The sequence below is a fragment of the Streptomyces olivaceoviridis genome (assembly GCF_014650115.1).
Classification (GTDB): domain Bacteria; phylum Actinomycetota; class Actinomycetes; order Streptomycetales; family Streptomycetaceae; genus Streptomyces; species Streptomyces olivaceoviridis.
On sequence record NZ_BMUI01000022.1, the window covers coordinates 99,622 to 122,831 of the forward strand.

19 protein-coding genes and 1 pseudogene are annotated in these 23,210 nt (G+C 71.9%); 11 read left to right on the forward strand and 9 right to left on the reverse strand.

Features of this window, described 5'->3' with window-relative positions; all coding sequences use genetic code 11:
* The first annotated feature begins 116 nt into the window (after positions 1 to 116).
* Together IE273_RS32440 and IE273_RS32445 are read left to right on the forward strand one after the other, a co-directional pair.
* The gene (locus IE273_RS32440) at positions 117 to 1,556 is read left to right on the forward strand and encodes a gamma-aminobutyraldehyde dehydrogenase (RefSeq protein WP_189818719.1); all 1,440 of its coding nucleotides are present in this window, start codon (positions 117 to 119) and stop codon (positions 1,554 to 1,556) included.
* Between the two features lie 51 nt (positions 1,557 to 1,607).
* Complete coding sequence (locus IE273_RS32445) at positions 1,608 to 2,801, forward strand: polyamine ABC transporter substrate-binding protein (protein WP_189818720.1); 1,194 nt, start codon at positions 1,608 to 1,610, stop codon at positions 2,799 to 2,801.
* A gap of 33 nt (positions 2,802 to 2,834) precedes the next feature.
* On the opposite strand, the gene IE273_RS32450 is transcribed toward IE273_RS32445, so the two are convergent.
* From IE273_RS32450 to IE273_RS32470, 5 genes are all read right to left on the reverse strand, one after another.
* Positions 2,835 to 3,704 (reverse strand): carbohydrate ABC transporter permease, encoded by an 870-nt coding sequence (locus IE273_RS32450; RefSeq protein ID WP_189818721.1) that lies wholly within the window; start codon positions 3,702 to 3,704, stop codon positions 2,835 to 2,837.
* Positions 3,705 to 3,718: 14 nt separating this feature from the next.
* Positions 3,719 to 4,678, reverse strand: coding sequence for a carbohydrate ABC transporter permease (locus IE273_RS32455; RefSeq protein ID WP_189818722.1), 960 nt, complete (start codon positions 4,676 to 4,678; stop codon positions 3,719 to 3,721).
* Positions 4,672 to 6,057, reverse strand: a complete 1,386-nt coding sequence (locus IE273_RS32460) for an extracellular solute-binding protein (RefSeq protein ID WP_229887759.1) — start codon at positions 6,055 to 6,057, stop codon at positions 4,672 to 4,674. The genes IE273_RS32455 and IE273_RS32460 overlap by 7 nt, the downstream gene beginning before the upstream one ends.
* Positions 6,054 to 6,986: a GNAT family N-acetyltransferase gene (locus IE273_RS32465; RefSeq protein WP_229887761.1), complete on the reverse strand. Its 933-nt coding sequence runs from the start codon at positions 6,984 to 6,986 to the stop codon at positions 6,054 to 6,056. The genes IE273_RS32460 and IE273_RS32465 overlap by 4 nt, the downstream gene beginning before the upstream one ends.
* 149 nt (positions 6,987 to 7,135) lie before the next feature.
* Positions 7,136 to 8,341: an exo-beta-N-acetylmuramidase NamZ family protein gene (locus IE273_RS32470; RefSeq protein WP_189818724.1), complete on the reverse strand. Its 1,206-nt coding sequence runs from the start codon at positions 8,339 to 8,341 to the stop codon at positions 7,136 to 7,138.
* Between the two features lie 139 nt (positions 8,342 to 8,480).
* Here IE273_RS32470 and IE273_RS32475 point away from each other — a divergent pair, with 139 nt between their 5' ends.
* Positions 8,481 to 9,908: a phytoene desaturase family protein gene (locus IE273_RS32475; protein ID WP_189818725.1), complete on the forward strand. Its 1,428-nt coding sequence runs from the start codon at positions 8,481 to 8,483 to the stop codon at positions 9,906 to 9,908.
* Between the two features lie 69 nt (positions 9,909 to 9,977).
* Positions 9,978 to 10,490 (forward strand): hypothetical protein, encoded by a 513-nt coding sequence (locus IE273_RS32480; protein ID WP_189818726.1) that lies wholly within the window; start codon positions 9,978 to 9,980, stop codon positions 10,488 to 10,490.
* On the opposite strand, the gene IE273_RS32485 is transcribed toward IE273_RS32480, so the two are convergent.
* The 3 genes and pseudogenes from IE273_RS32485 to IE273_RS32495 form a co-directional block, all read right to left on the reverse strand.
* On the reverse strand, positions 10,480 to 11,625 hold the full coding sequence (locus IE273_RS32485; protein WP_189818727.1) for a serine hydrolase domain-containing protein: 1,146 nt from the start codon (positions 11,623 to 11,625) through the stop codon (positions 10,480 to 10,482). The genes IE273_RS32480 and IE273_RS32485 overlap by 11 nt on opposite strands.
* A gap of 411 nt (positions 11,626 to 12,036) precedes the next feature.
* Entirely contained in the window at positions 12,037 to 12,723 is a 687-nt protein-coding gene (locus IE273_RS32490) for a glycerophosphodiester phosphodiesterase (protein WP_189818728.1), read from the reverse strand.
* A 20-nt stretch (positions 12,724 to 12,743) separates the two neighbouring features.
* Positions 12,744 to 13,978, reverse strand: a pseudogene (locus IE273_RS32495) (adenosine deaminase).
* 18 nt (positions 13,979 to 13,996) lie between these two features.
* Between IE273_RS32495 and IE273_RS43970 the strand changes: the two are divergent.
* On the forward strand, positions 13,997 to 15,076 hold the full coding sequence (locus tag IE273_RS43970) for a DUF4190 domain-containing protein (protein ID WP_229887762.1): 1,080 nt from the start codon (positions 13,997 to 13,999) through the stop codon (positions 15,074 to 15,076).
* Positions 15,077 to 15,171: 95 nt separating this feature from the next.
* Here IE273_RS43970 and ybiA read toward each other — a convergent pair whose 3' ends face one another.
* Positions 15,172 to 15,735: a riboflavin biosynthesis intermediates N-glycosidase gene (gene ybiA, locus IE273_RS32505; protein ID WP_189818730.1), complete on the reverse strand. Its 564-nt coding sequence runs from the start codon at positions 15,733 to 15,735 to the stop codon at positions 15,172 to 15,174.
* A 208-nt stretch (positions 15,736 to 15,943) separates the two neighbouring features.
* Between ybiA and IE273_RS32510 the strand changes: the two genes are divergently transcribed.
* Genes IE273_RS32510 through IE273_RS32535 form a run of 6 tightly spaced genes read left to right on the forward strand, consistent with a single transcriptional unit; the run spans position 15,944 to position 23,151 of the window.
* A complete protein-coding gene (locus IE273_RS32510; RefSeq protein ID WP_189818731.1) occupies positions 15,944 to 17,479 on the forward strand; it encodes a gamma-aminobutyraldehyde dehydrogenase in 1,536 nt (511 codons plus the stop codon).
* Between the two features lie 50 nt (positions 17,480 to 17,529).
* On the forward strand, positions 17,530 to 18,777 hold the full coding sequence (locus IE273_RS32515; RefSeq protein ID WP_189818732.1) for a polyamine ABC transporter substrate-binding protein: 1,248 nt from the start codon (positions 17,530 to 17,532) through the stop codon (positions 18,775 to 18,777).
* A 5-nt stretch (positions 18,778 to 18,782) separates the two neighbouring features.
* Positions 18,783 to 19,952 carry an ABC transporter ATP-binding protein gene (locus tag IE273_RS32520; protein WP_189818733.1) on the forward strand — a complete coding sequence of 390 codons (1,170 nt, stop codon included), beginning with the start codon at positions 18,783 to 18,785 and terminating at the stop codon, positions 19,950 to 19,952.
* Positions 19,952 to 20,881 (forward strand): ABC transporter permease, encoded by a 930-nt coding sequence (locus tag IE273_RS32525; protein ID WP_189818734.1) that lies wholly within the window; start codon positions 19,952 to 19,954, stop codon positions 20,879 to 20,881. The genes IE273_RS32520 and IE273_RS32525 overlap by 1 nt, the downstream gene beginning before the upstream one ends.
* Complete coding sequence (locus IE273_RS32530; protein WP_014675321.1) at positions 20,882 to 21,682, forward strand: ABC transporter permease; 801 nt, start codon at positions 20,882 to 20,884, stop codon at positions 21,680 to 21,682.
* A 38-nt stretch (positions 21,683 to 21,720) separates the two neighbouring features.
* Positions 21,721 to 23,151, forward strand: coding sequence for an NAD(P)/FAD-dependent oxidoreductase (locus IE273_RS32535; protein WP_189818735.1), 1,431 nt, complete (start codon positions 21,721 to 21,723; stop codon positions 23,149 to 23,151).
* Positions 23,152 to 23,210: the final 59 nt, after the last annotated feature.

The following is a 23,210-nucleotide window of genomic DNA, read 5'->3' on the forward strand; positions in this document are numbered from 1 at the left end:
CTGACCTTGCGGATTTCGCAGAACTGGTCGCGGCGGGGGTGTTGAAAACGTCGGTACGCCGACTAGGGTGGGTGTCTCAGAGATCGGACAGCTTGAACCAGATCAGGAGGCCGGCAGTGAGCACCGAGCTGCGTCGTCTGCGCAACTACATCGACGGTGAGTTCCGGGACGCCGCCGACGGACGGACCACCGAGGTGGTCAACCCCGCGACGGGCGAGGCGTACGCCACCGCGCCGCTGTCCGGGCAGGCGGACGTGGACGCCGCCATGGAGGCCGCCGCCCGTGCCTTCCCGGGCTGGCGCGACACCACGCCGGCCGAGCGGCAGAAGGCCCTCCTGAAGATCGCCGACGCCTTCGAGGAGCGCGCCGAGGAGCTGATCGCGGCCGAGGTGGAGAACACCGGCAAGCCGGTCGGGCTCACCCGCTCCGAGGAGATCCCGCCGATGGTCGACCAGATCCGCTTCTTCGCGGGCGCGGCCCGGATGCTGGAGGGCCGCTCGGCCGGCGAGTACATGGACGGGATGACCTCGATCATCCGCCGTGAGCCGGTCGGCGTCTGCGCGCAGGTCGCGCCCTGGAACTACCCGATGATGATGGCCGTGTGGAAGTTCGCCCCGGCCATCGCCGCCGGCAACACGGTCGTCCTGAAGCCGTCGGACACCACCCCGGCCTCCACCGTGCTGATCGCCGACATCATCGGCTCGATCCTGCCCAAGGGCGTCTTCAACGTCATCTGCGGCGACCGCGACACCGGCCGCATGATGGTCGAGCACGACGTCCCGGCCATGGCCTCCATCACCGGCTCCGTGCGCGCCGGCATGTCCGTCGCCGAGTCCGCCTCCAAGGACCTCAAGCGGGTCCACCTGGAGCTGGGCGGCAAGGCCCCGGTCGTCGTCTTCGAGGACACCGACATCGCCAAGGCCGTCGAGGACATCTCCGTGGCCGGCTTCTTCAACGCCGGCCAGGACTGTACGGCCGCCACCCGCGTCCTCGTCCAGGAGTCCATCCACGACGAGTTCGTGGCCGCGCTCGCCAAGGCCGCGTCCGAGACGAAGACCGGCCGGCCGGACGACGAGGACGTGCTGTTCGGCCCGCTCAACAACCCCAACCAGCTCAAGCAGGTCTCCGGCTTCATCGAGCGCCTCCCCGCCCACGCCAAGGTCGAGGCGGGCGGCCGGCAGGTCGGCGACAAGGGCTACTTCTACGCCCCGACCGTCGTCTCCGGCCTGAAGCAGGACGACGAGATCATCCAGAACGAGGTCTTCGGCCCGGTCATCACCGTCCAGTCCTTCACCGATGAGGACCAGGCCGTCGAGTGGGCCAACGGCGTCGAGTACGCCCTGGCGTCCTCGGTGTGGACCAAGGACCACGCCCGCGCCATGCGGATGTCCAAGAAGCTCGACTTCGGCTGCGTGTGGATCAACACCCACATCCCGCTGGTCGCCGAGATGCCGCACGGCGGCTTCAAGAAGTCCGGCTACGGCAAGGACCTGTCGGCGTACGGCTTCGAGGACTACACCCGGATCAAGCACGTGATGACGTCGCTGGACGGCTGACGGCTCCTGGGCCGATTGTCCGTGGACGCGGTGGGACGGCATGCTTCCGGGGTGTTCCGGACTGCTCCCCGCAAGCCCCCGCTGTCCCGCCGTTCCCTCCTCGCCGCCCTCGGGGGCACCGCCGTGCTCGGTGCCCTCGCCGGTTGCGGGGTGCCCGCGGCCTATGTGGCGCCCGGTGACCGGGCCGCCGCCGACGACTCCGCGCGCGACAAGAAGCTGACCTGGGCGAACTGGCCGCTCTACATCGACACCGACGATGACGACCCCGGCCGGCGGCCCACGCTGGAGGGATTTGAGAAGCGCACCGGGATCTCCGTCGACTACGTCGAGGAGATCAACGACAACGACGAGTTCTTCGGCAAGGTCGGCCCCGCGCTGATGAGCCACCGCTCCACCGGCCGCGATCTGGTCGTCATCAGCGACTGGATGTGCGCCCGGTACGTCCGGCTCGGCTGGGTCCAGGAGATGGACCGCGCCCACCAGCCGAACGTGGCGCGGCACCTCGACCCGCTGCTCCGCACGCCCGCCTTCGACAAGGGCCGCCGGTTCACCGTGCCCTGGCAGTCCGGCATCACCGGCATCGCCTACAACCGCCGCGCGCTCGGCCGCGACCTACGCCGGGTCTCCGACCTGTGGGCCGAGGACCTCAAGGGACGCGTGACCCTGCTGTCCGGCCTGGACGAGTCGTTCGCGCTGCTCATGCAGGGCAACGGCGTCGACATCACCCGGTGGACCGCGGACGACTTCCACCGGGTCTGCGACCAGGTGGAGCGGCAGGTCCGCCGTGGCCAGATACGCCGGTTCACCGGCAACGACTACACCAAGGACCTGGTCAGCGGGGACGTCCTCGCCTGCCAGGCGTACTCCGGCGATGTCATCCAGCTCCAGGCGGACAACCCCGACATCCGGTTCGTCGTCCCCGAGGAGGGCGCCGAACTGTGGTCGGACTCCCTGATGATCCCCGACCGGGCCCGCCACAAGGCCAACGCCGAGCGCCTGATCGACTACTACTACGCCCCCGAGGTCGCCGCCCGGCTCGCCGCCTGGGTGAACTACGTCTGCCCGGTCCCGGCGGCCCGCGAGGTCCTGGCCGCCGCCGAGGACGAGGAGACGGCCGCCCTCGCCGACAACCCCCTGATCTTCCCGGACTCCGGCATGCGCCGCCGCCTCGCCGTCGCCCGCGACATCACCTCCACGGAACGCCCGGAGTTCACCCGACGGTGGAACGGGATCGTGGGGCTCTAGCTGTGCTGTCCGGGGACGGCGGCGGGGCCGGGGTCACTTCAGGCCGCTGAGCATGACGCCCCTGATGTAGTACTTCTGGAGCAGCAGGAACAGGAGCAGGACCGGCAGGATGCTCAGGACGAGGCCGGCCATGACGATGGGCATCGTGCGGGCCGGGTCGACGTGGTCCTGGAGCAGTTGGATGCCGACGGGCAGGGTCATCACGTCCGGGTTGGCGGTCGAGACCAGCAGCGCCCAGATGTACTCGTTCCAGGCGTCGACGAAGGTCAGCAGCCCGAGCGTGACCAGGACCGGCTTGGTCTGCGGCACCACGATCCGCCACCACACGGCGAACTCGCCGGCCCCGTCGATGCGCGCCGCCTCCAGCACCTCGTCCGGGATCGCGACCATGAACTGGCGGGTCAGGAAGATCCCGAAGCCGTTGACGAGGAACGGCACGGCGAGCGCCGCGATGCTGACGGTCAGGCCGGCACCGCCGCGCCCGGACAGGTCGTTGCCGCCCGCCAGCGGCCAGTGCACCAGGATCAGGAAGTGCGGGATGAAGAAGAGGAACGGCGGGAACATCATCGTGGACAGCACGAGGCGGAAGACGAAGTCCCGTCCGGGGAAGCGCAGTTTGGCGAGCGCGTAGCCCGCGAGGGACGACGTGAGCAGCACCGACCCGGTGATCAGCGCGGTGGCGACCACGCTGTTGCGGAAGAGCACCGGCAGGTCCAACTGGCGGACCGCCGCCCGGTAGTTGGAGAGGTCGAACGCCTGGGGCAGGAACCGGTACGGCAGCGTGCCGGACTCACCGGGGCCCTTGAAGGACGTCATCACCATGTCGAGGAACGGCACCACCGTGAGCACGGCGCCGGTCGCGACCACGAGGGACGACAGCCACGGGAAACGGCGACGGCTCACGCGTCCTCCCTCCCTCACGCCTCCTCCCCTTTGCGCCGGAACCACCACAGCTGCGCCAGCGTGACCGCGAGGACCACCACGAACAGCACGAACGCGGCGGCGCTCGCGGTGCCCCAGTCGCCGTAGCCGAAGGCCAGCCGGTACATCTCCAGCGCGGCCACGTTGGTCGCGTCACCCGGCCCGCCCCTGGTCATCACGCTGATCAGCGCGAACGACTGGAGGCCGGTGAGGAACTGGGTGACGCACACGAACAGCAGGGACGGCCGCAACAGCGGCAGGGTGATCCTCCGGAAGACGGTGGCCGCTCCGGCGCCGTCGAGCGCGGCGGCCTCGTAGTACGACTCCGGGATGGACTTCAGCCCGGCGGTCAGGACGAGGACCGCCGAGCCCAGCGAGGCCCAGGCCTGGACGACCACGACCGAGGGCAGCGCGGTGTCCGGGTCCGCGAGGAACGCCACCGAGCCGATTCCGACGGCGTTGAGGACGCCGTTGACCAGACCGCCCGGCTCGTACATGTACTTCCACACGTTGCCGACGGCGACGACGGTCGTGACGATCGGCAGGAAGTACAGGGTGCGCCACAGCCCCTGGAACCGCAGCTTGTCGATGCAGGTCGCGACGAGCACCGAACCCGTGAGGGCGAGGGCGACGGTGCCCAGGGCGAACAGCAGCGTGTTGGTGAGGATCGGGGTCAGGAACGTCGATCCGTCCGCGAACAGGCCGGTGAAGTTGTCCAGGCCGGCCGGCTCGATGTCGCCGAGGGCGAACCCGGACCAGTGGGACGTCGACAGCAGCAGCGCGAAGCCGAGCGGCAGGATCAGGAAGACCGCGAAGAACAGCAGTACCGGTGCCAGGAAGAGGTAGGCGACGACGGTCTGGCGGCGCCGGTGGCGGATGCGGCCGTCGACGGCGGGTCGGACGGCCCGCGCACGAGGGGTCCGTTCGGCCGTCTCCGGCACCAGGGCGTTCACCATGCGCGCGCCACCTCCTGATCGACCTGACGGCGGGTGACGCGCAGCGCCTCCTCGACCGACCGCCGGCCGGTCCACAGCGCCTCGATGTTCTTGCGCAGCAGCGACTTGGCCTGCTGCGCCCCCGGCATGTTCGGCTCCGGCACCGCGTAGGCCAGCGCGTCCAGGAACGGCCGCAGGTTCGGATCGCCGGCCCCGCCGTTCCCGGCGCCCGCCCCCAGGAGCGTCCGCATGTCGTCGGCGCGGCCGGTCAGGGAGCCGACCGACACCTGGAGGGCGCTCATCCGGGTCGCCACCGCGCCCTTCTCGCCGCCCGTCCTCTCGGCGTTGAGCCAGCGCAGGAACTCCCAGGCCTCGCGGGGGTGCGCACTGGCCGTGTTGACCCCGAGCATGAAACCGGTGCAGAGCGTGGCGCGTGCGCCGCCCGCCTCGGGCAGGGGCAGCGGAGCGACGCCGACATCGCGGTAGTCCCCGCCCATCAGGGTCTTCAGGCTGCCGGTCCACCAGCCGGCGCTGATCACCATGGCCACCTGCCCGGACGGGAACGCGCGGTAGACGTTGACGCCGGGGGAGCTCGCCCCTCGGGCGACGAGGCGGTGCTCCAGGTCGAACACGGCCCGGCCGGCCGGTGAGTCGATGGCGGTGCTCCTGCCGTCCGCCGAGACGAACGTCCCGCCGGCGGCGTTGAGCAGCGCGAGCGTCTGGCCGACGGTGGTGGAGTCGTCGTAGGTCGACAGGCCGAAACCCTGGACGAGCGTGTTGCCGTACCGGTCCCGCCTGGTGGTGCGGTAGGCCGTCTCCTCCAGCTCCCGCCAGGTGCGCGGCGGCCCGTCGACACCGGCCGCGCGCAGCAGCCGCTTGTTGTAGTACAGGGCGTACGTCTGGACCTCGGTGGGGTAGCCGTACACCCTGCCGCCCACCGACGCGGCGCCGACCGCGGCGGCGCTGTAGCCGCGCCTGATCTCCTCGGCGTGCCCGGCCGGGGCGGGCCGCAGGACGCCGGCCCGGACGAGCTGGCCGTTCCACAGGCAGTACGGGTGGAGGATGTCGGCGCCCTGGCCGGCGGCCTGCCGGACCATGAACGTGGTCAGCAGGTCCGTGAACTCGACGGCCTTCGTCCGCACCTTGACCCGGTCGTGCGTGGCGTTCCACTCGTCCACCGGGCCCCGCAGCGCCTCCTTGAGCTCCCCGCTCGCGTAGTGCGAGAGCAGGGTCAGGACGACCGGATCACCGGGCCGCCCGGTGCCCCGGTGCGGCGCCGCGCAACCGGAGACGAGCAGCGCCGAGGGGAGCGCGAGCGCGAAGTGACGTCGGCTCAGGCGCCCGCCCCCCTGTGCCGGCCGACCGGCGGACAGGCCGTCGGTGCGGCGGGACGGTGTCATCGGGCGGCCTCCCGGCGCAGCACGCGGAACACCCGGGTCGTGGTGAAGCCCGCCGCGCGGTACAGCCGGCCCGCCGGGGACCGCTCGCCGGTCCACAGGAACCACGCCGAGTGCGCGCCGCGCGCCCGCATCCGCTCCAGGACCAGGTGGAGCAGGACCGTGCCGAGCCCGGTACCGCGCATCTCCTCCAGCACGCCGAACGGGCCGAACCGCTCGTCCGCCGACGCGTACGCGCCGTGCATCGCCCAGCCCGCCAGACGGCCCGACGGGTCCCGGGCGACGACGATCCGGTCGAGCGGCGTGCCCGCGGCCAGGCACTCCCGGATCACCCGCGCCCAGTCCGGGTCGAAGCGGCTCCCGGCGAGTGCGAGCAGGTCCACCAGGTCGTCGTCGGACGGGGTGCCGAACCGGTGGCCGCGGGCCGTCAGTTCGTCCCGGCGGCGCGCCGCCGTGCCGGGGAAGCGGTAGCCGACCAGACCGCGGTCCATCGCCGCCGCCTCGTACAGGGTCCGGAAGCCCAGCGAATCGAGGAGCTTCGCCGCTTCCGGGTACGTCTCGGCGTCCAGCCCGGGGAGGACGTAGTTCGGGGTGTACGAGGAGAAGTCCACGCGGGTACGGCCGTGGCCGTGCAGCCAGTCGAGGGCGTCGGTCAGCAGCCGGCGGCCGAGGCCGCGGCCACGGGCGGTCGGGTCGACGAAGAAGAACGGGATCCAGCCCTGCTCCGGCTCCAGGTCGGTGCCGCTCATCGGCGTCAGACGGCGGACCGCGTAGGCCGCGCCGACGACCCGGTCGCCGTCCACGGCGACCCGGAGCCCCTCCGGGTCGAAGTTGGCGTCGAGCAGCACCAGGGAGCGGAAGCGGTCCGGGGCGATGGGGTCGGCCGGCGCGCTCCGCCGCCACGCCTCCACCAGCCGGGGCCCGTCACCCACGCGAAATCCACGCGTCCCGGCCCGGGATGTCGTCCTACGGTCGGTCATCGACGGGGAGTCCTTCCACCCGCGGGTGCGGGGCAGAGGGGGCGAGGGCGGCGGGCACGGCCCCGGTCCCGGGGGCGGGGGGTACGACGGCGGCCGTGGGCTCAGGGGTAGAGCAGCACGTCGGCGCCGGCCCAGTCGGCGGGCGGTGCCGGCGGGGCGCACAGCGGCAGGGGGTCGTCGCCCGCGTCGACGGTGCGCCGCAACCGGTCGGAACCCCACAGCAGGTCGATGAAGGGGCGGCAACCGGTCTCCCCGGTCCCCTCCGCGCCGCCGTCCGGGCTGTGCCAGGCGAAGTCGTCCGGGTACAGCCGCCGCAGCGTGGCGAGCATCGCGACGGCGGTGCGTACGGGAGCGAACGCCACGGGGTCGGTGAGGTGGAGCTGGACCCCGCGCAGCGGCCGTCCGGCGTGTTTGTGGAAGGTCGGTACGAAGCGCAGGTCACGGAAGTGCACTCCCGGCAGGGCGAGTTCGGCGAGCGCGGGCGCGAACCGCGCGTCGAGGTACGGCGCCCCGACGATCTCGAAGGGCTGCGTGGTGCCCCGGCCCTCGGAGAGGTTCGTCCCCTCGAACAGGCAGGTGCCGGGGTAGACGGCGGCCGTGGCGGGCGTCGGGATGTTCGGCGAGGGCGCGATCCACGGCAGGCCGGTGGCCGCCGCGTCCATGGCGCGCTGCCAGCCGGCCGCCTCGATCACCGTCAGGTCGGCGGGCCGGCCCGCGACGCGCGCGACGGCGGAGGCGTTGAGGTGCCGGGCGAGTTCGCCGCAGGTGAGGCCGTGCCGGACAGGTACCGGGGCGCGGCCGAGGAAGCCGGCCCACGCCGGATCGAGCAGCGGGCCCTCGCTGACGAGACCGCCGAGCGGGTTCGGCCGGTCGGCGACCACGAACCGTACGCCCGTACGGGCCGCCGAGACCATCAGGTCGAACATCGTCCACACGTAGGTGTAGAACCGGGCCCCGATGTCCTGGAGGTCGAACACCAGGGCGTCGACGCCGCTGTCGAGCAGCAGGGTGTCGAGGCGCTCGCCGTCGCACCGGTAGGTGTCGTGGACCGGCAGGCCCGTGGTGGGGTCCCGCCGGGCGGTCTCCCCCTGCCCGGCCTGGCCGGTCCCGTGCAGCCCGTGCTCGGGTCCGAACAGGGCGACCAGCGGCGCGCCGGCCGCGAGCAGCGCGGGCGCGGCGGGACGCAGATCGGGGAGGACGCCGGTGTGGTTGGTCACCAGCCCCAGCCGGCCGGGCCCGGCGAGTCCGGGCGACGCGTGCAGTCGTGCGATCCCGGTCGTCACCGCGACGCGGTCGTCCGTGCTCATCCGTTGCCCCGTCTGCCGGTGACGTCTCGAAGGGTGGGGCGCAATTTACTGGTATGTCCGGGAACTTTGCAATGATTCAGGGCGGTTCGTGCCGGAAGAGGACGTTCACGGTGGAGGGCGGCGTGGGAGACATCTCCCCATGACCACCGCGATCGTCGTCGGCGGCGGACCCAACGGACTCACCGCCGCCGCGCTCCTCGCCCGGGCCGGACTGGACGTCACCCTCCTGGAGGCCGCCGACGAGGTCGGTGGCGGCACCCGCAGCGAGGAGGCGATCCTGCCCGGCCTGCTGCACGACCACTGCTCGGCCGTCCACTCCATGACCGTCGCCTCGCCCGCGCACAGGGCGCTGGACCTCGCACGGCACGGACTGCGCTGGCGGCTGCCGGACGTCGACTGCGTCCACCCCCTGGACGATGGCACGGCGGGGGTGCTGCTGCGCTCGGTGAAGGACACCGCCCGCCTGCTCGGCCCCGACGGCCCCCGCTACCGGCGCCTGCTGGAACCCTCGGCGCGCCACTGGGAGGCCCTGAGCCGCGACGTGCTGGGCCCCCTCCTGCGCGTCCCCTCCCACCCCCTGCTCCTCGCCCGCTTCGGCCTGCCCACCCCACTGCCCGCCACCCTGCTCGCCCGCCTCTTCTCCACCACCCGGGCCCGTGCCCTGTGGGCCGGGGTCGCCGCGCACTCCTTCCGCCCGTTGTCCGAGCCGTTCGGTTCGGCCATCGGGCTCGGCGTCCTCGCCGCCGGCCACGCCACCGGATGGGCCGTGGCGGAAGGCGGCTCCCAGGCCATCGCCCGCGCCCTGGAGCGGGCACTCCGCGCGTACGGAGGCCGCGTCCGGACCGGCGTCCGCATCACCCGCCACACCCAGATCCCGCCCGCCGACGTCACCCTCCTCGACCTCGACCCCGCGCAGATCGCCCGCGTCTACGGCGACCGGCTGCCCACCCGTGTGCGCCGCGCCTACCAGCGCTACCGGCGCGGCCCCGCCGCCTTCAAGGTGGACCTGGCCGTCGAACAGGGCGTGCCGTGGACGAACGCACACGCCCGGCGGTCCGGGTTCGTGCACCTCGGCGGCACGCTCGCCGAGATCGCCCGGGCGGCAAGGGACGTGGACGAGGGCCGTATGCCCGAGCGCCCCTTCGTCCTGGTCGCCCAGCAGTACCTGGCCGACCCCGGCCGGTCCGTCGGCGACGTCCACCCCGTCTGGGCCTACGCCCACGTCCCCCACGGATACGGCGGCGACGCCACGGGAGCCGTCCTCGACCAGTTCGAACGCTTCGCCCCCGGCACCCGGGACCGCGTCACCGGCCTGCGCGCCACCTCACCGGCCGGCTTCGCCGCCGCCAACCCCAACTTCGCCGGCGGCGACATCCTCACCGGCGCCAGTACCGTCCCCCGGCTCCTGTTCGGCCCGCGCCCCGCGCTCGACCCCTACGCCACCACCCTGCCCGGCGTCTTCTCCTGCTCCGCCGCCACCCCGCCGGGCCCCGGCGCCCACGGCATGTGCGGCGCCGGGGCGGCGGCCTCGGCCCTGCGCCACCTCGGTGCGACGCCGGACTGGTGACGCGGACGGGTGCGCCGCGGGCACGTCCAGAGTTTTGAACATGTTCAATTCCGGGCGTACGCTGCTTCCATGAGCGACAGAGCCGCCCTGCTCAAGGGCATCCGCGCCTGGCTGGCCCTCTTCGTCGTGTGCCTCGTGCTCAGCGGGGCCACCGCCTTCCCGCTGGTGCACGAACTGCACTGGACGGAGAGCGCGTTGCGCGCGCTGTCCGTGCCGGAGCACCTGCCGGGGCTGATGGCGTGGATCTCCCGGGTGCGGGACGGGCTGGACACCGTCGACGCCGACTACCCCTTCGTCCTGTACGGCACCGACTGGCTCGCCTTCGCCCACCTCGTCATCGCGGTGGCGTTCTACGGCCCGTACCGCGACCCCGTCCGCAACATCTGGGTGGTCGAGTTCGGGATGATCGCCTGCGCCGGGATCGTCCCGCTCGCCCTCGTCTGCGGACCGGTCCGCGCGATCCCCTTCTGGTGGAGCGTCATCGACATGTCGTTCGGTGTCTTCGGGGTCGTCCCGCTGTACGTCGTACGGAAGAAGATCAAGCGGCTGGAGGCGCTCGGCGCACCGTCCGTCAGCGGTTGAACGCCGGGAACGCGAAGCGCTGGGCGACGGCCAGGCCGTCGCCCTTCGCGTCCGTGGAGTTGACCGAGTAGACCAGCGTGCGGGACAGGTCCGGGGTCGCGGCGATCACGGTCGCGTACCCGGGGCGCGAACCGGTCTTGCCCCAGATCACCTTGCCGTTCACCTCGAACCGCTCCAGCGCCGCGCCGTACCGCGCCCCGGGCACGTCCGGCAGCGTGAACATCTCCTTCAGCTCCGGCTCCGGTACCACCCGGCCGCGGAACAGCCCGACCAGCAGCCGCTCCAGGTCGGCGGTCGTGGAGATCAAGTCGCCGGCCGCGAACCGGTCGGTCATGTTCCAGTCGGTCACATCGACCAGCTTGCCGTCGATCCAGTCGTAGCCCCGGTTGTGCGGGCCGTGGATCCGGGGGTCCGCGCCGACCGGGAAGGAACTGTGCCGCATGCCGAGCGGCCGGAAGATCCGCAGCTCGGCCTGGTGCGCGTACGAGTCGCCGGTCACCTTCTCGATGAGCATGCCGAGCACGGTGTAGTGGATGTTGCCGTAGGTCTGCCGCGTGCCCGGCGCGTACGCCGGACCCTGCGCCACGGCGTCCGCCACGACCTGCCGGGGCGTCAGCGTCTCGAAGCGGTGCGGGTACCCCTCCTCCACCGTGTCGCCGAGGGACGCACCCGGGCGCAGTCCGCTGGTGTAGTTCAGCAACTGCCGTACGGTGACCGGCGCGAAGTCCTCGGTGAGCAGTCCCGGCAGATACCGCTGCACGGTCCCGTCGAGGTCGATCCGGCCCTCCGCGGCCAGTTGCAGCACGATCGACGCGGTCACCACCTTCGTCACCGAACCGGCGCGGAAGCGCGCGTTCTCCAGAGCCGGCGCTCCGGTCCGCACGTCCCGCACCCCGGCCGTACCGCGCCAGGTCCCGTCACCGCCGACGCGGAGCAGCGCGGCGGTGGCGTCGTGGTCGGGCAGCCCGGCGACGGCGGCGGCGAGGGCCTCGGTGTCGGGGCCGGCGCCGGCAGGGGCCGTCGTGGCAGGGACGGGCTCCGAGGGGACGGCGAAGGCGGGGGCGGCCAGCGGGCCGACGGCCACCGCGGTGACGAGGGCGGCGGCCAGGAGGGCGGAACGGCCGGTGCGGGGCATACGGGACTCCTCGGGATGGCTGGGCGTCGGGCACCGGAAGACGGTGCGTGATCATCCTCAGCCGCCTGGCCGGGCCGCGGATCCTCACCGAGGAGGACGCGCGACCCTTGCTGGTCCCCGATCAACCAGCCTCGGCTCTAGGGGAGTTGCCCGGGATCACCCCTACGGCCCGTCCCCGCGCGGGTGCAGTACTCCGGAAGGCGAGCCGGGCCCGGCAGCCGGCGGGGAAGGCTGGTCGTCGGTCACGGTCGTACGACGGCTCGTGCGCGACCTGGGCCGTGTGCCGCCGTGCGCCGGCGGACCGGACCGGTCCGGGCTGTCGGAGGCGACGGTCGCGCCGCTGATCCGGCCGTGGGCGGGCGAGGGCGCGGACGCCCAGCCGATCGTGCCCCCGCGGGAGTTCTCCGGGGCTCAGACGGCGGTGCGCAGGGCGTGCAGGACGTCGACCCGGTTCGTCGTGATCGAGTCGACGCCCAGGTCCAGCAGGCGGCTCATGGCACGGCGGGTGTCCGGGGTCCAGACGGACAGCAGCAGGCCGTCGTGGTGGACGCGGGCCGCCAACTCCCGGCTCACCAGGGAGAAGCGGTAGTTGAGCCAGCGCGGGCGGATCGCGGCCAGCAGCGCGGGCCGGGGCGGCGCCAGGGTCGTCCAGGTCAGGGCGATCTCGGCGGCCGGGTCGGCGGCGCGGACGGCGAGCATCGCCTCGGCGTCCGCGCTGTAGTAGACCCGCTCCCCGGCCCCGCACTGCCGGACCACGTCCAGGGTCCGCGCGACCGCGCGGGGGCCGACCGGCCCGCACAGGTCCACCATCACCCTGCTGTCCCCGGTGGCGGCCAGCGCCTCCGCCAGCGTCGGCACCCCGCCCGCCGTGAGCCCGCGCAGCTCGTCGGCGGACAGCGCGCCCAGCGGCCGGTCGACCCCCCACAGCCGCCGCGGCGTGTCGTCGTGCAGCAGGACCGGGACGCCGTCCCGGGTGAGCCGTACGTCGACCTCGACGGCGTCCGCGCCCCGGTCGAGCGCGGACCGCAGGGAGTCGAGGGTGTTCTCGCGGAAACGGTAGGGGTCGCCACGGTGGGCCACGGCGGTCAGCGTCTGCATGGCCCCCATTGTGGCCGGTGTCAGGAGGCCGGCCAGGCGGCGGTGTACGTGTCGATCTCCGCCGTGATCCGCGCCTTGCCCGCCGCGTCCAGGAAGGAGGCCTCCACGGCGTTCTTCGCCAGGTCGGCCACGCCCCGCTCGTCCAGGTCCAGCAGCCGGGCGGCCACCGCGTACTCGTTGTTGAGGTCCGTGCCGAACATCGGCGGGTCGTCGGAGTTGATCGTGACCAGCACCCCGGCCCGCGTGAACTCCTTGATCGGGTGCTCCTCCAGCGTGCGGACCGCGCGGGTGGCGATGTTGGAGGTCGGGCACACCTCCAGCGGGACGCGGTGCTCGGCGAGGTGGGCGAGCAGCTTCGGGTCCCGTGCCGAGCTGGTGCCGTGCCCGATCCGCTCGGCGCGCAGCTCGGTCAGCGCGTCCCACACGGTCTCCGGGCCGGTCGTCTCGCCGGCGTGCGGGACGGAGCGCAGACCGGCCGCGATGGCCCGGTCGAAGTACGGCTTGAACTGCGGCCGGGGCACGCCGATCTCCGGCCCGCCGAGCCCGAACGACACCAGGCCCTCCGGGCGGAACCGGTCGTCGGTGGCCAGCCGCACCGTCTCCTCGGCCGACTCCAGACCGGCCTCGCCGGGGATGTCGAAGCACCAGCGCAGTATGGTCCCGAACTCGGCCTCGGCGGATTTCCGGGCGTCCTCGATCGCGTCCATGAACGCCCGCGCGTCGATGCCGCGCCGGGTGGAGGAGAACGGGGTGATCGTCAGCTCGGCGTACCGCACCTGCTGCCGGGCCATGTCCCGGGCCACCTCGTAGGTGAGCAGCCGGACGTCCTCCGGGGTGCGGATGAGGTCCACGACCGACAGGTACACCTCGATGAAGTGCGCGAAGTCGGTGAAGGTGAAGTAGTCGGCCAGGGCCTCGGGGTCGCTGGGGACCTTGGAGTCGGGGTGGCGGGCGGCCAGCTCGGAGACGATGCGGGGGGAGGCGGAGCCGACGTGGTGGACGTGCAGTTCCGCCTTGGGCAGTCCGGCGATGAAGGCGCGCAGATCGCGGTCGGCGGTGCCGGTGGCGGGTACGGAGCTGTCGGTCAAGGGGTCCTCCCCGGGACGGGCGCCCGCGGCACGTGGTCCGTGGCACGTCGTGCGGTGGACGTGCTCCCTGGTGCGGGCGCGATGATCGGCTGATCGGGTTGCGCGGCATCATCGTAGGCCCCGGGCCGCGGTGGCCCGCGCTGCCCGTAGCATGGCGGGACGTCCAGCCGAGGGGTGTGCCGACCATGTCCGACGAGGTGCCGCAGTCCACGCCGGGGGAGCAGAGCGCCGGCCACCACTCTGCGATACCCCGGGTCTCCTTCGACAAGGAACCGGAGCGGACGGCACCGGCCGCCGGGGGAGCGGATGAGGCACGGGTCCAGGACGCGGCCCCCGCCCCCGGTGCCGTGCACGACCAGCGGACGGTGGCATCCACGCCGGCGTTCCCGGGCCCGGCCGCGCCCGCCGACGCCGTACCCACGCCATGGGCCGGCCCAGCCGAGGGCTCCGCGTCCACGGCCCGGACGCCCTTCGCACCGGCGTCTCCGACCCCCCAGCCGAACCCGTTCGCGCCGCCGGCTGCCGCCGCCGAGCCGAACCCGTTCGCACCACCGTCTCCGACCCTCCAGCCGAACCCGTTCGCGCCTCCGGCCCCCGGACCGCAGCCGAACCCGTTCGCGTCTCCGTCCGCCGCCGCCGAGCCGAACCCGTTCGCGCCTCCGGCCCCCGGACCGCAGCCGAACCCGTTCGCGCCGCCGGCTGCCGCCGCCGAGCCGAACCCGTTCGCGCCTCCGGCCCCCGCACCGCAGCCGAACCCCTACACACCCCCGGCGAACCCCTTCGCCCCGCCGGTGTCCCCCGTCGGCCCGCACGGGGGAGCGGAGCCGGTGCCGCCGCCTCCCATCGCACCTGACGGCCCCGGCCAGGTGCCGTACGGTTATCCGGGCACCGCGCCGGCGTACGGCTACCCGGGCATCGCGCCCGCGTACGGCTACCCGGGCCCACAGCAGGCCCCGTACGGCGGCGTCGCCCCCTACCCCACCGCCCACGGCTACGCCTGGCCCGGCATGCAGCCGCCCCCGAGCAACGGCATGGGTACGGCCTCGCTGGTGCTGGGGATCATCTCGGCGGTCGGCTTCATCATGTGGCCGATCGCCCTGGTGCTGGGCATCCTGGCCCTGATCTTCGGCGGGCTGGGCAGGGGCAAGGCCAACCGGGGTGAGGCGACGAACCCGGGCGTGGCCCTGGCCGGCATCATCTGCGGCGCCGCCGGGATCGTCCTGGTGCTGGGCCTGTTCGCCCTGCTCATAGCGACGGACGCCTGACACGCCGGTCGGCCGAGGCAAGCCGCCACCGCCAACCCGGCACCGAAAACCCGGCACCGCGAACCCAACGCCGCCCCCGCCGAAGCGCCGCAGGCCTACGCGCCCGCTCCCGCCAGCCGTTCCCGGGCCTCCATCAGGGCGAAGCCCAGGAGGTTCAGGCCCCGCCAGCGCTCCGGGTCCGAGGCGGCCTCGTCGTCCGCGGCCAGGCCGATGCCCCAGATCCGGTCCACCGGGCTCGCCTCCACCAGCACCCGCTCCCCGGTCCCCAGCAGGAACATGCCGAGGTCGTCGTCGGCGGCGAACTTGTGCACGCTGCCCTCGACCACCAGCCGGAAGCGTTCCCGCTCCCACACCGCCCCGTCGAAGTCCCGGACCAGCCGCCCCTCCTTCTTCGCCTCGGCGGGATGCTCCGCGGCCAGCACCCGGCGCTCCGCCTGAGCGTCCCCGAACAACCGGGCCTTGCCCGCCATCATCCAGTGCTCGGCCGTCGCGTACCGCACGCCGTCCACCACGAACGGTGACGGCCACCACTGGCTCAGACAGCTCGCGCCGATCCGGCCGTCCGGCCGCGGCCGGTGTCCCCAGAAGTGCAGATACCTGATCCGGGACCCCGCCCGGACCTCCCTGATCAGGGCGTCCACCCCGTCGATCTTCCCCATGCACGCGAGTCTGGCACGCACCACTGACACTCCGTCCGGCCTTTTCCGTCCCGACTCGACACCTGGTCGACAGATTCCGTCGCGTAACCAAAAGGCAACAACGGAATCACTTGTTGGCGTCCGGTCCCTCTGTCAGGATCGGCACTCAAATCGAGCTGGAGCCACGCCCCCCGCCCCTCGGGACGGGCGCACGGCGGAGGAGAGCGACATGCACAACCCGGGCACCGCCACCCCGGAACGATTCCCCGCACAGGACCGCCTCGCGGACGGCGCGCAGTTCATCGCGGGCCGGCCCGCCCAGGGCACCTCGGGCCGCACCCACCGCGTGGTCGACCCGGCCACCGGCGCCGAGGTGTACACGTACGAGCTGGCCGGTACCGACGACGTCGACGCGGCCGTCGCCGCCGCGCGCGCCGCCTTCCCGGGCTGGGCCGCCGCCACTCCGGGCGAGCGCTCGGACGCCCTGCACCGGTTCGCCGCCGTACTCGCCGACCGCGCCGAGGAGCTCGCCCGCGCGGAGTCCCTCCAGTGCGGCAAGCCGCTCAAGCTCACCCGCGAGTTCGACGTGCCGGGGACCATCGACAACACCGCGTTCTTCGCGGGTGCCGCCCGGCATCTCCAGGGCCAGTCCGCCGGTGAGTACTCCGGCGACCACACGTCGTACGTCCGGCGCGAGCCCATCGGTGTCGTCGGCTCCATCGCGCCCTGGAACTACCCGCTCCAGATGGCCGCCTGGAAGATCCTCCCGGCGATCGCCGCGGGCAACACGATCGTGCTGAAGCCCGCCGAGCTGACCCCGCTGACCTCGCTGCTCTTCGCGCGGGCCGCCACGGACGCCGGCATCCCGGAGGGCGTGGTCAACATCGTCACCGGGACCGGGAAGGAGGCCGGTGAGCACCTCGTCGGGCACCCCGACGTGGCCATGACCTCCTTCACCGGTTCCACCGCCGTCGGCAAGCGCGTCGCACAGATCGCCATCGCCACCGTCAAGCGGCTGCACCTGGAGCTGGGCGGCAAGGCGCCCTTCGTCGTCTTCGACGACGCCGACCTGGAGGCCGCCGTGCACGGCGCGGTCGCCGGCTCGCTCATCAACACCGGGCAGGACTGCACGGCCGCCACGCGCGCGTACGTGCAGCGCCCGCTGTACGACGCGTTCGTGGAGCGGACCGCCGCGCTGATGGAGACCGTGCGGCTCGGCGACCCGTTCGCGCCCGGTACCGACCTCGGGCCGCTGATCTCCCACGTCCAGCGCGACCGGGTCGCCGGCTTCGTGGACCGCGCGCGGGGCTACGCGCGCGTGGTGACCGGCGGCGAGGCCCCCCAGGGCGACCTGAAGGACGGCGCCTACTACCGGCCCACGCTGATCGCCGACGCGGCCCAGGACAGCGAGATCGTCCAGTCGGAGATCTTCGGTCCGGTATTGGTCGTCCTTCCGTTCGACAGTGATGATGAGGGCATCCGGCTGGCCAACGACACCCCGTACGGCCTCGCCGCCTCCGCGTGGAGCAGCGACGTCTACCGCGCGAACCGGGCCACCCGCGAGATCAAGGCGGGCTGTGTCTGGATCAACGACCACATCCCGATCATCAGCGAGATGCCGCACGGCGGTTACCGGGCATCCGGCTTCGGCAAGGACATGTCGGCGTACTCCTTCGAGGAATACACGCAGGTCAAGCACGTAATGTTCGACAACACCGCGGTGGCCGGGAAGGACTGGCACCGCACCGTCTTCGGGGACCGCTAGCGACGACCAGGCCACCGACCAGGCCGATCCTCCGAAAGGGCACCACGCGCATGGAGCAGTACGAGCCCGACCGCCTCACCCCGCCCCAAGTGGCCGCCCTGCGGCGCAGTATGCGCAACGGCAGGGCCGCCCTGACCCGCCGGTCGCTGCTGCGGGCGTCCGCGGGCGGCGCGCTCGCCGCCGGCGGCCTCGGGGCGCTGAGCGGCTGCGGGATCCCCGCGGCGGGCAGGACCCAGGGCGGCACCTCCGCCCAGGACCACTCCGCCCAGGAAAAGGTCGTCAACTTCTCCAACTGGACCGAGTACATCGACGTCGACGACAGCGGCAAGCACCACCCCACCCTGGAGACCTTCCAGCGGCGGACCGGGATCACGGTCAACTACACCGAGGACATCAACGACAACAACGAGTTCTTCGGCAAGATCAAGCCGCAGCTCGCCGCGGGCCAGGACACCGGCCGCGACATCCTCGTCCTCACCGACTGGCTGGCCGCCCGGCTGATCCGCCTCGGCTGGGTGCAGAAGCTGGACCCGTCCAACCTGCCGCACGCCTACACCAACCTCTCGCCCCAGTTCCGCAACCCCGACTGGGACCCCGGGCGGGCGTACTCGTACCCCTGGCAGGGCATCTCCACCGTGATCGCCTACAACAAGAAGGCGCTCGACGGCATCGAGGTGAAGTCGGTCTCCGACCTGCTCGACAACCCCAGGCTCAAGGGGCGCGTGGGCTTCCTGTCGGAGATGCGGGACTCCATCGGCATGACCCTGCTCGACATGGGCAAGGACCCGGCGAAGTTCAGCGACGACGACTTCGACGCGGTGACCGCCCGCCTCCAGAAGGCCGTCGACAAGGGCCAGATCCGCCGCTTCACCGGCAACGACTACACCTCCGACCTGACCAAGGGCGACTTCGCCGCCTGCCTCGCCTGGGCCGGGGACGTGGTCCAGCTCAAGGCGGACAGCCCGGACGTCGACTTCGTCATCCCCGACAGCGGCTACATGACCTCGACCGACAACATGTGCGTCCCCAACAGGGCGCGGCACAAGACGAACGCCGAGCGGCTCATGGACTTCTACTACGAACCCGAGCAGGCCGCCGCGCTCGCCGCCTACATCAACTACGTGACGCCGGTCGACGGGGTGAAGCCGTACCTTGCGAAGATCGACAAGGACGCGGCGGACAACCCGCTGATCGTCCCCGACAAGGCCACGCAGGCGAAGTCCCACGCCTTCCGCTCCCTGAGCCCGAAGGAAGAGACGGCCTACGAAGAGAAGTTCGCGAAGCTCACAGGGGCGTGACGACGATGAAGACGACATCAGACAACAGCGGCGACGTCCGCCTCTCCGGCATCTCCAAGACGTACGGCTCCTTCACCGCCGTGCACCCGCTGGAGCTGACCGTGCCCGAGGGCTCCTTCTTCGCCCTGCTCGGCGCCTCCGGCTGCGGCAAGACCACCACCCTGCGCATGATCGCCGGCCTGGAGGAGCCCACGACGGGCACGGTCCGGCTCGGCGACCAGGACGTCACCCACCTGCCGCCGTACAAACGGCCGGTGAACACGGTCTTCCAGTCCTACGCCCTCTTCCCGCACCTCGACATCTTCGAGAACGTCGCCTTCGGCCTGCGCCGGCGCGGCATCAAGAGCGTGAAGAAGCAGGTGGAGGACATGCTGGAGCTGGTCCAGCTCGGCGAGCAGGCGCGCAAGAAACCGCACCAGCTCTCCGGCGGCCAGCAGCAGCGCGTCGCCGTGGCCCGCGCGCTGATCAACCACCCCAAGGTGCTCCTGCTGGACGAGCCGCTCGGCGCCCTGGACCTGAAGCTGCGCCGCCAGATGCAGCTGGAGCTCAAGCGCATCCAGACCGAGGTCGGCATCACCTTCATCCACGTCACGCACGACCAGGAGGAGGCCATGACCATGGCCGACACGGTCGCCGTGATGAACGGCGGCCGGGTCGAGCAGCTCGGCTCGCCCGCCGACCTGTACGAGAACCCGCAGAGCACCTTCGTCGCGAACTTCCTCGGCACCTCCAACCTCATCGAGGCCGAGGTCGACACGAAGAACGGCGACGACATCGTGCTCAGGGCGGGCGGCGGCAAGCTGGTGCTGCCCGAGGCGCGATGTTCCGCCCCGACGACGGCCGGCGGCAAGGTGCTGGTCGGCATCCGCCCGGAGAAGATCTCGCTCACGCACGCCGACGACGCGGGGGAGATCCCGGAGGGCCGCAACCGCCTCACCGGCAAGATCGCCGACGCGAGCTTCATCGGCGTCTCCACGCAGTACGTCGTCGACAGCCCGGTCTGCGACGAGCTGGCGGTGTACGTGCAGAACGTCGAGCGGGACGGCCGGCTCGTCCCCGGCGCCGACGTGGTGCTGCACTGGAGCCCGGCGCACACCTTCGGTCTCGACGCGGCCCAGTCCCTGCTTGCCGGGACAGTGGGCTCCGCGGGCACCGAGGAAGAGGTCGCCGCCTGATGTCGACGCTCACCGAGGCGCCCCCGCCCCTCGCCCCCGCCGAACCCGCCAAGAAGCCCCCGCGCAAGCGCGGCCGGTTCACGCCCTACTGGCTGCTGCTGCCCGGCATCCTGTGGCTGATCGTCTTCTTCGCGCTGCCGATGCTCTACCAGGCATCCACCTCCGTGCAGCAGGGCTCCCTGGAGGAGGGCTACAAGGTCACCTGGCACTTCGCGACCTACTGGGACGCCCTGTCCGCGTACTGGCCGCAGTTCCTGCGGTCCGTCTTCTACGCCGCCGCCGCGACCGTGCTGTGCCTGCTGCTCGGCTACCCGCTGGCCTATCTCATCGCCTTCCGCGCGGGCCGCTGGCGCAACCTGATCATGATCCTGGTGATCGCGCCGTTCTTCACCAGCTTCCTGATCCGCACCCTGGCCTGGAAGACGATCCTCGCGGACAACGGCGTGGTCGTGCACACCCTGAACTCGCTGCACGTCCTGGACCTCACCAACTGGCTCGGCTGGACGGCCGGCGACCGCGTCCTGGCCACCCCGCTCGCGGTCGTCTGCGGCCTGACGTACAACTTCCTGCCGTTCATGATCCTGCCGCTGTACACCTCGCTGGAGCGGATCGACGGGCGGCTGCACGAGGCGGCCGGCGACCTGTACGCCAAGCCGTGGACCACCTTCCGCAAGGTCACCTTCCCGCTGTCCATGCCGGGCGTGGTCTCCGGGACGCTGCTGACCTTCATCCCGGCGGCCGGTGACTACGTCAACGCCGAACTCCTCGGCTCCACCGACACCCGCATGATCGGCAACGTCATCCAGACGCAGTTCCTGCGGATTCTGGACTACCCGACGGCCGCGGCCCTCTCCTTCATCCTCATGGCCGCGATCCTGGCCATGGTCACGCTCTACATCCGCCGGTCCGGGACGGAGGATCTGGTCTAAATGCCCTTCGTCACCTGGCTCAAGCGCCATCTCGTCGTCATCGCCGGACTGCTGACGCTCGCCTATCTCCTGCTGCCGAACGTCATCGTCACGGTGTTCTCCTTCAACAAACCGAAGGGGCGCTTCAACTACGAATGGCAGCGGTTCTCCACGGACGCCTGGAAGGACCCCTGCGGCGTCGCCGACATGTGCGGCTCGCTGTCCCTCAGCCTCCAGATCGCCGTCTGGGCGACGGTCGGCGCCACGATCCTCGGCACGATGATCTCCTTCGCGCTGGTCCGCTACCGCTTCCGCGCGCGCGGCGCCGTCAACTCGCTGATCTTCCTGCCGATGGCCATGCCCGAGGTCGTCATGGCCGCCTCGCTGCTCACCCTGTTCCTCAACATGGGCGCCCAGCTGGGCTTCTGGACGATCCTCATCGCCCACATCATGTTCTGCCTGAGCTTCGTCGTCACCGCGGTCAAGGCGCGCGTGATGTCGATGGACCCGCGTCTGGAGGAGGCCGCCCGGGACCTGTACGCCGGTCCCGTGCAGACCTTCCTGCGGGTCACCCTGCCCATCGCGGCACCCGGGATCGCCGCGGGCGCGCTGCTGTCGTTCGCGCTCTCCTTCGACGATTTCATCATCACCAATTTCAACGCGGGCTCGACCGTCACCTTCCCCATGTTCGTGTGGGGCTCGGCCCAGCGTGGAACGCCCGTCCAGATCAACGTGATCGGTACGGCCATGTTCCTGATCGCCGTCCTCTTCGTGCTGACGTCGATGGTCGTCAGCAATCGCCGGAACAAGCAAAAGGCATGAGCCCTTTCGCGGAACGTCCTCTGTAGGGAGTTGAAATCATGGCCCCAAGCGCCATGAGCCGTGGCAAAGACAACTGGATCGCCTCTCTCTCCGAAGCCCAGCCGGTCCCGTACTGGCTGGAAGACCCCGGCAAGCCACCCGCCGAGCCCGCCCTCACCTCCGCGGAGACCTGCGACCTGCTCGTGGTCGGCGGCGGCTACAGCGGGCTGTGGGCCGCGCTGAACGCCAAGGAGCGCGACCCGCGGCGCGATGTGGTGCTGCTGGAAGGCCGCGAGGTGGGCTGGGCCGCCTCCGGCCGCAACGGCGGCTTCTGCGCCGCCTCCCTCACGCACGGCCTGCCCAACGGCCTGGCCCGCTGGCCCGGCGAGATCCACAGGCTGGAGGAGCTGGGGCGGCGCAACCTCGACGGGATCGAGGCGGCGATCGCCCGGCACGGCATCGACTGCGACTTCGAACGCACCGGCGAGATCGACGTCGCCACCGAGACCTACCAGGCCTGGGAACTGCGCGACTGGCACCGGGAGCTCCAGGAGAAGGGACTCGCGGACGGCATCGAGTTCCTCGACGCCGACGCGGTGCGCGAGCAGGTGAACTCGCCCACCTTCGAGGCCGGCCTGTGGGACCGCCGGGGCGTGGCCATGCTCCACCCGGCCAAGCTGGCGTGGGGCCTGAAGAAGGCCTGCCTGAAGCTCGGGGTGCGGGTGTACGAGCACACCCCCGCCCTGACGCTGAAGAGCTACGGCGCCGGGATGGCCGTACGCACCCCGTACGGCGCCGTCCGCGCCCGCAAGGTCGCGCTCGGCACGAACATCTTCCCGAGCCTGCTGCGCCGCGTGCGGTCGTACACCGTCCCGGTCTACGACTACGCCCTGATGACCGAGCCGCTGACCGCCGGCCAGCTCGCGTCGATCGGCTGGAAGAACAGGCAGGGGCTCGGGGATTCGGCGAACCAGTTCCACTACTTCCGGCTGTCCGCCGACAACCGCGTCCTGTGGGGCGGCTACGACGCGATCTACCCCTACGGCGGCCGGGTCCGCGCCGAGTACGACGACCGGCCCGAGACGTACGCCAAGCTCGCGGGCCACTTCTTCACGTGCTTCCCGCAGCTGGAGGGCGTCCGCTTCACCCACGCCTGGGGCGGCGCGATCGACACCTGCTCCCGCTTCTCGGCGTTCTTCGGCACCGCCCACCAGGGCCGCGTGGCCTACGCGGCGGGCTACACCGGCCTCGGCGTCGGCGCGACCCGGTTCGGCGCGGACGTGATGCTCGACCTGCTGGACGGGGAGCGCACCGAGCGGACCGAACTGGAGATGGTCCGCAAGAAGCCGCTGCCGTTCCCGCCGGAGCCCTTCGCCTGGACGGGCATCGCCCTCACCAAGTGGTCCCTGGCCCGCGCGGACGCCCACGGGGGCCGCCGGAACCTGTGGCTGCGGACGATGGACCGGCTGGGACTGGGCTTCGACAGTTAGTCCCGGGCTGACCCGGGTCGCCGCAACACGTCGCCCGAACCCGCGTAATGCTCCCGCAG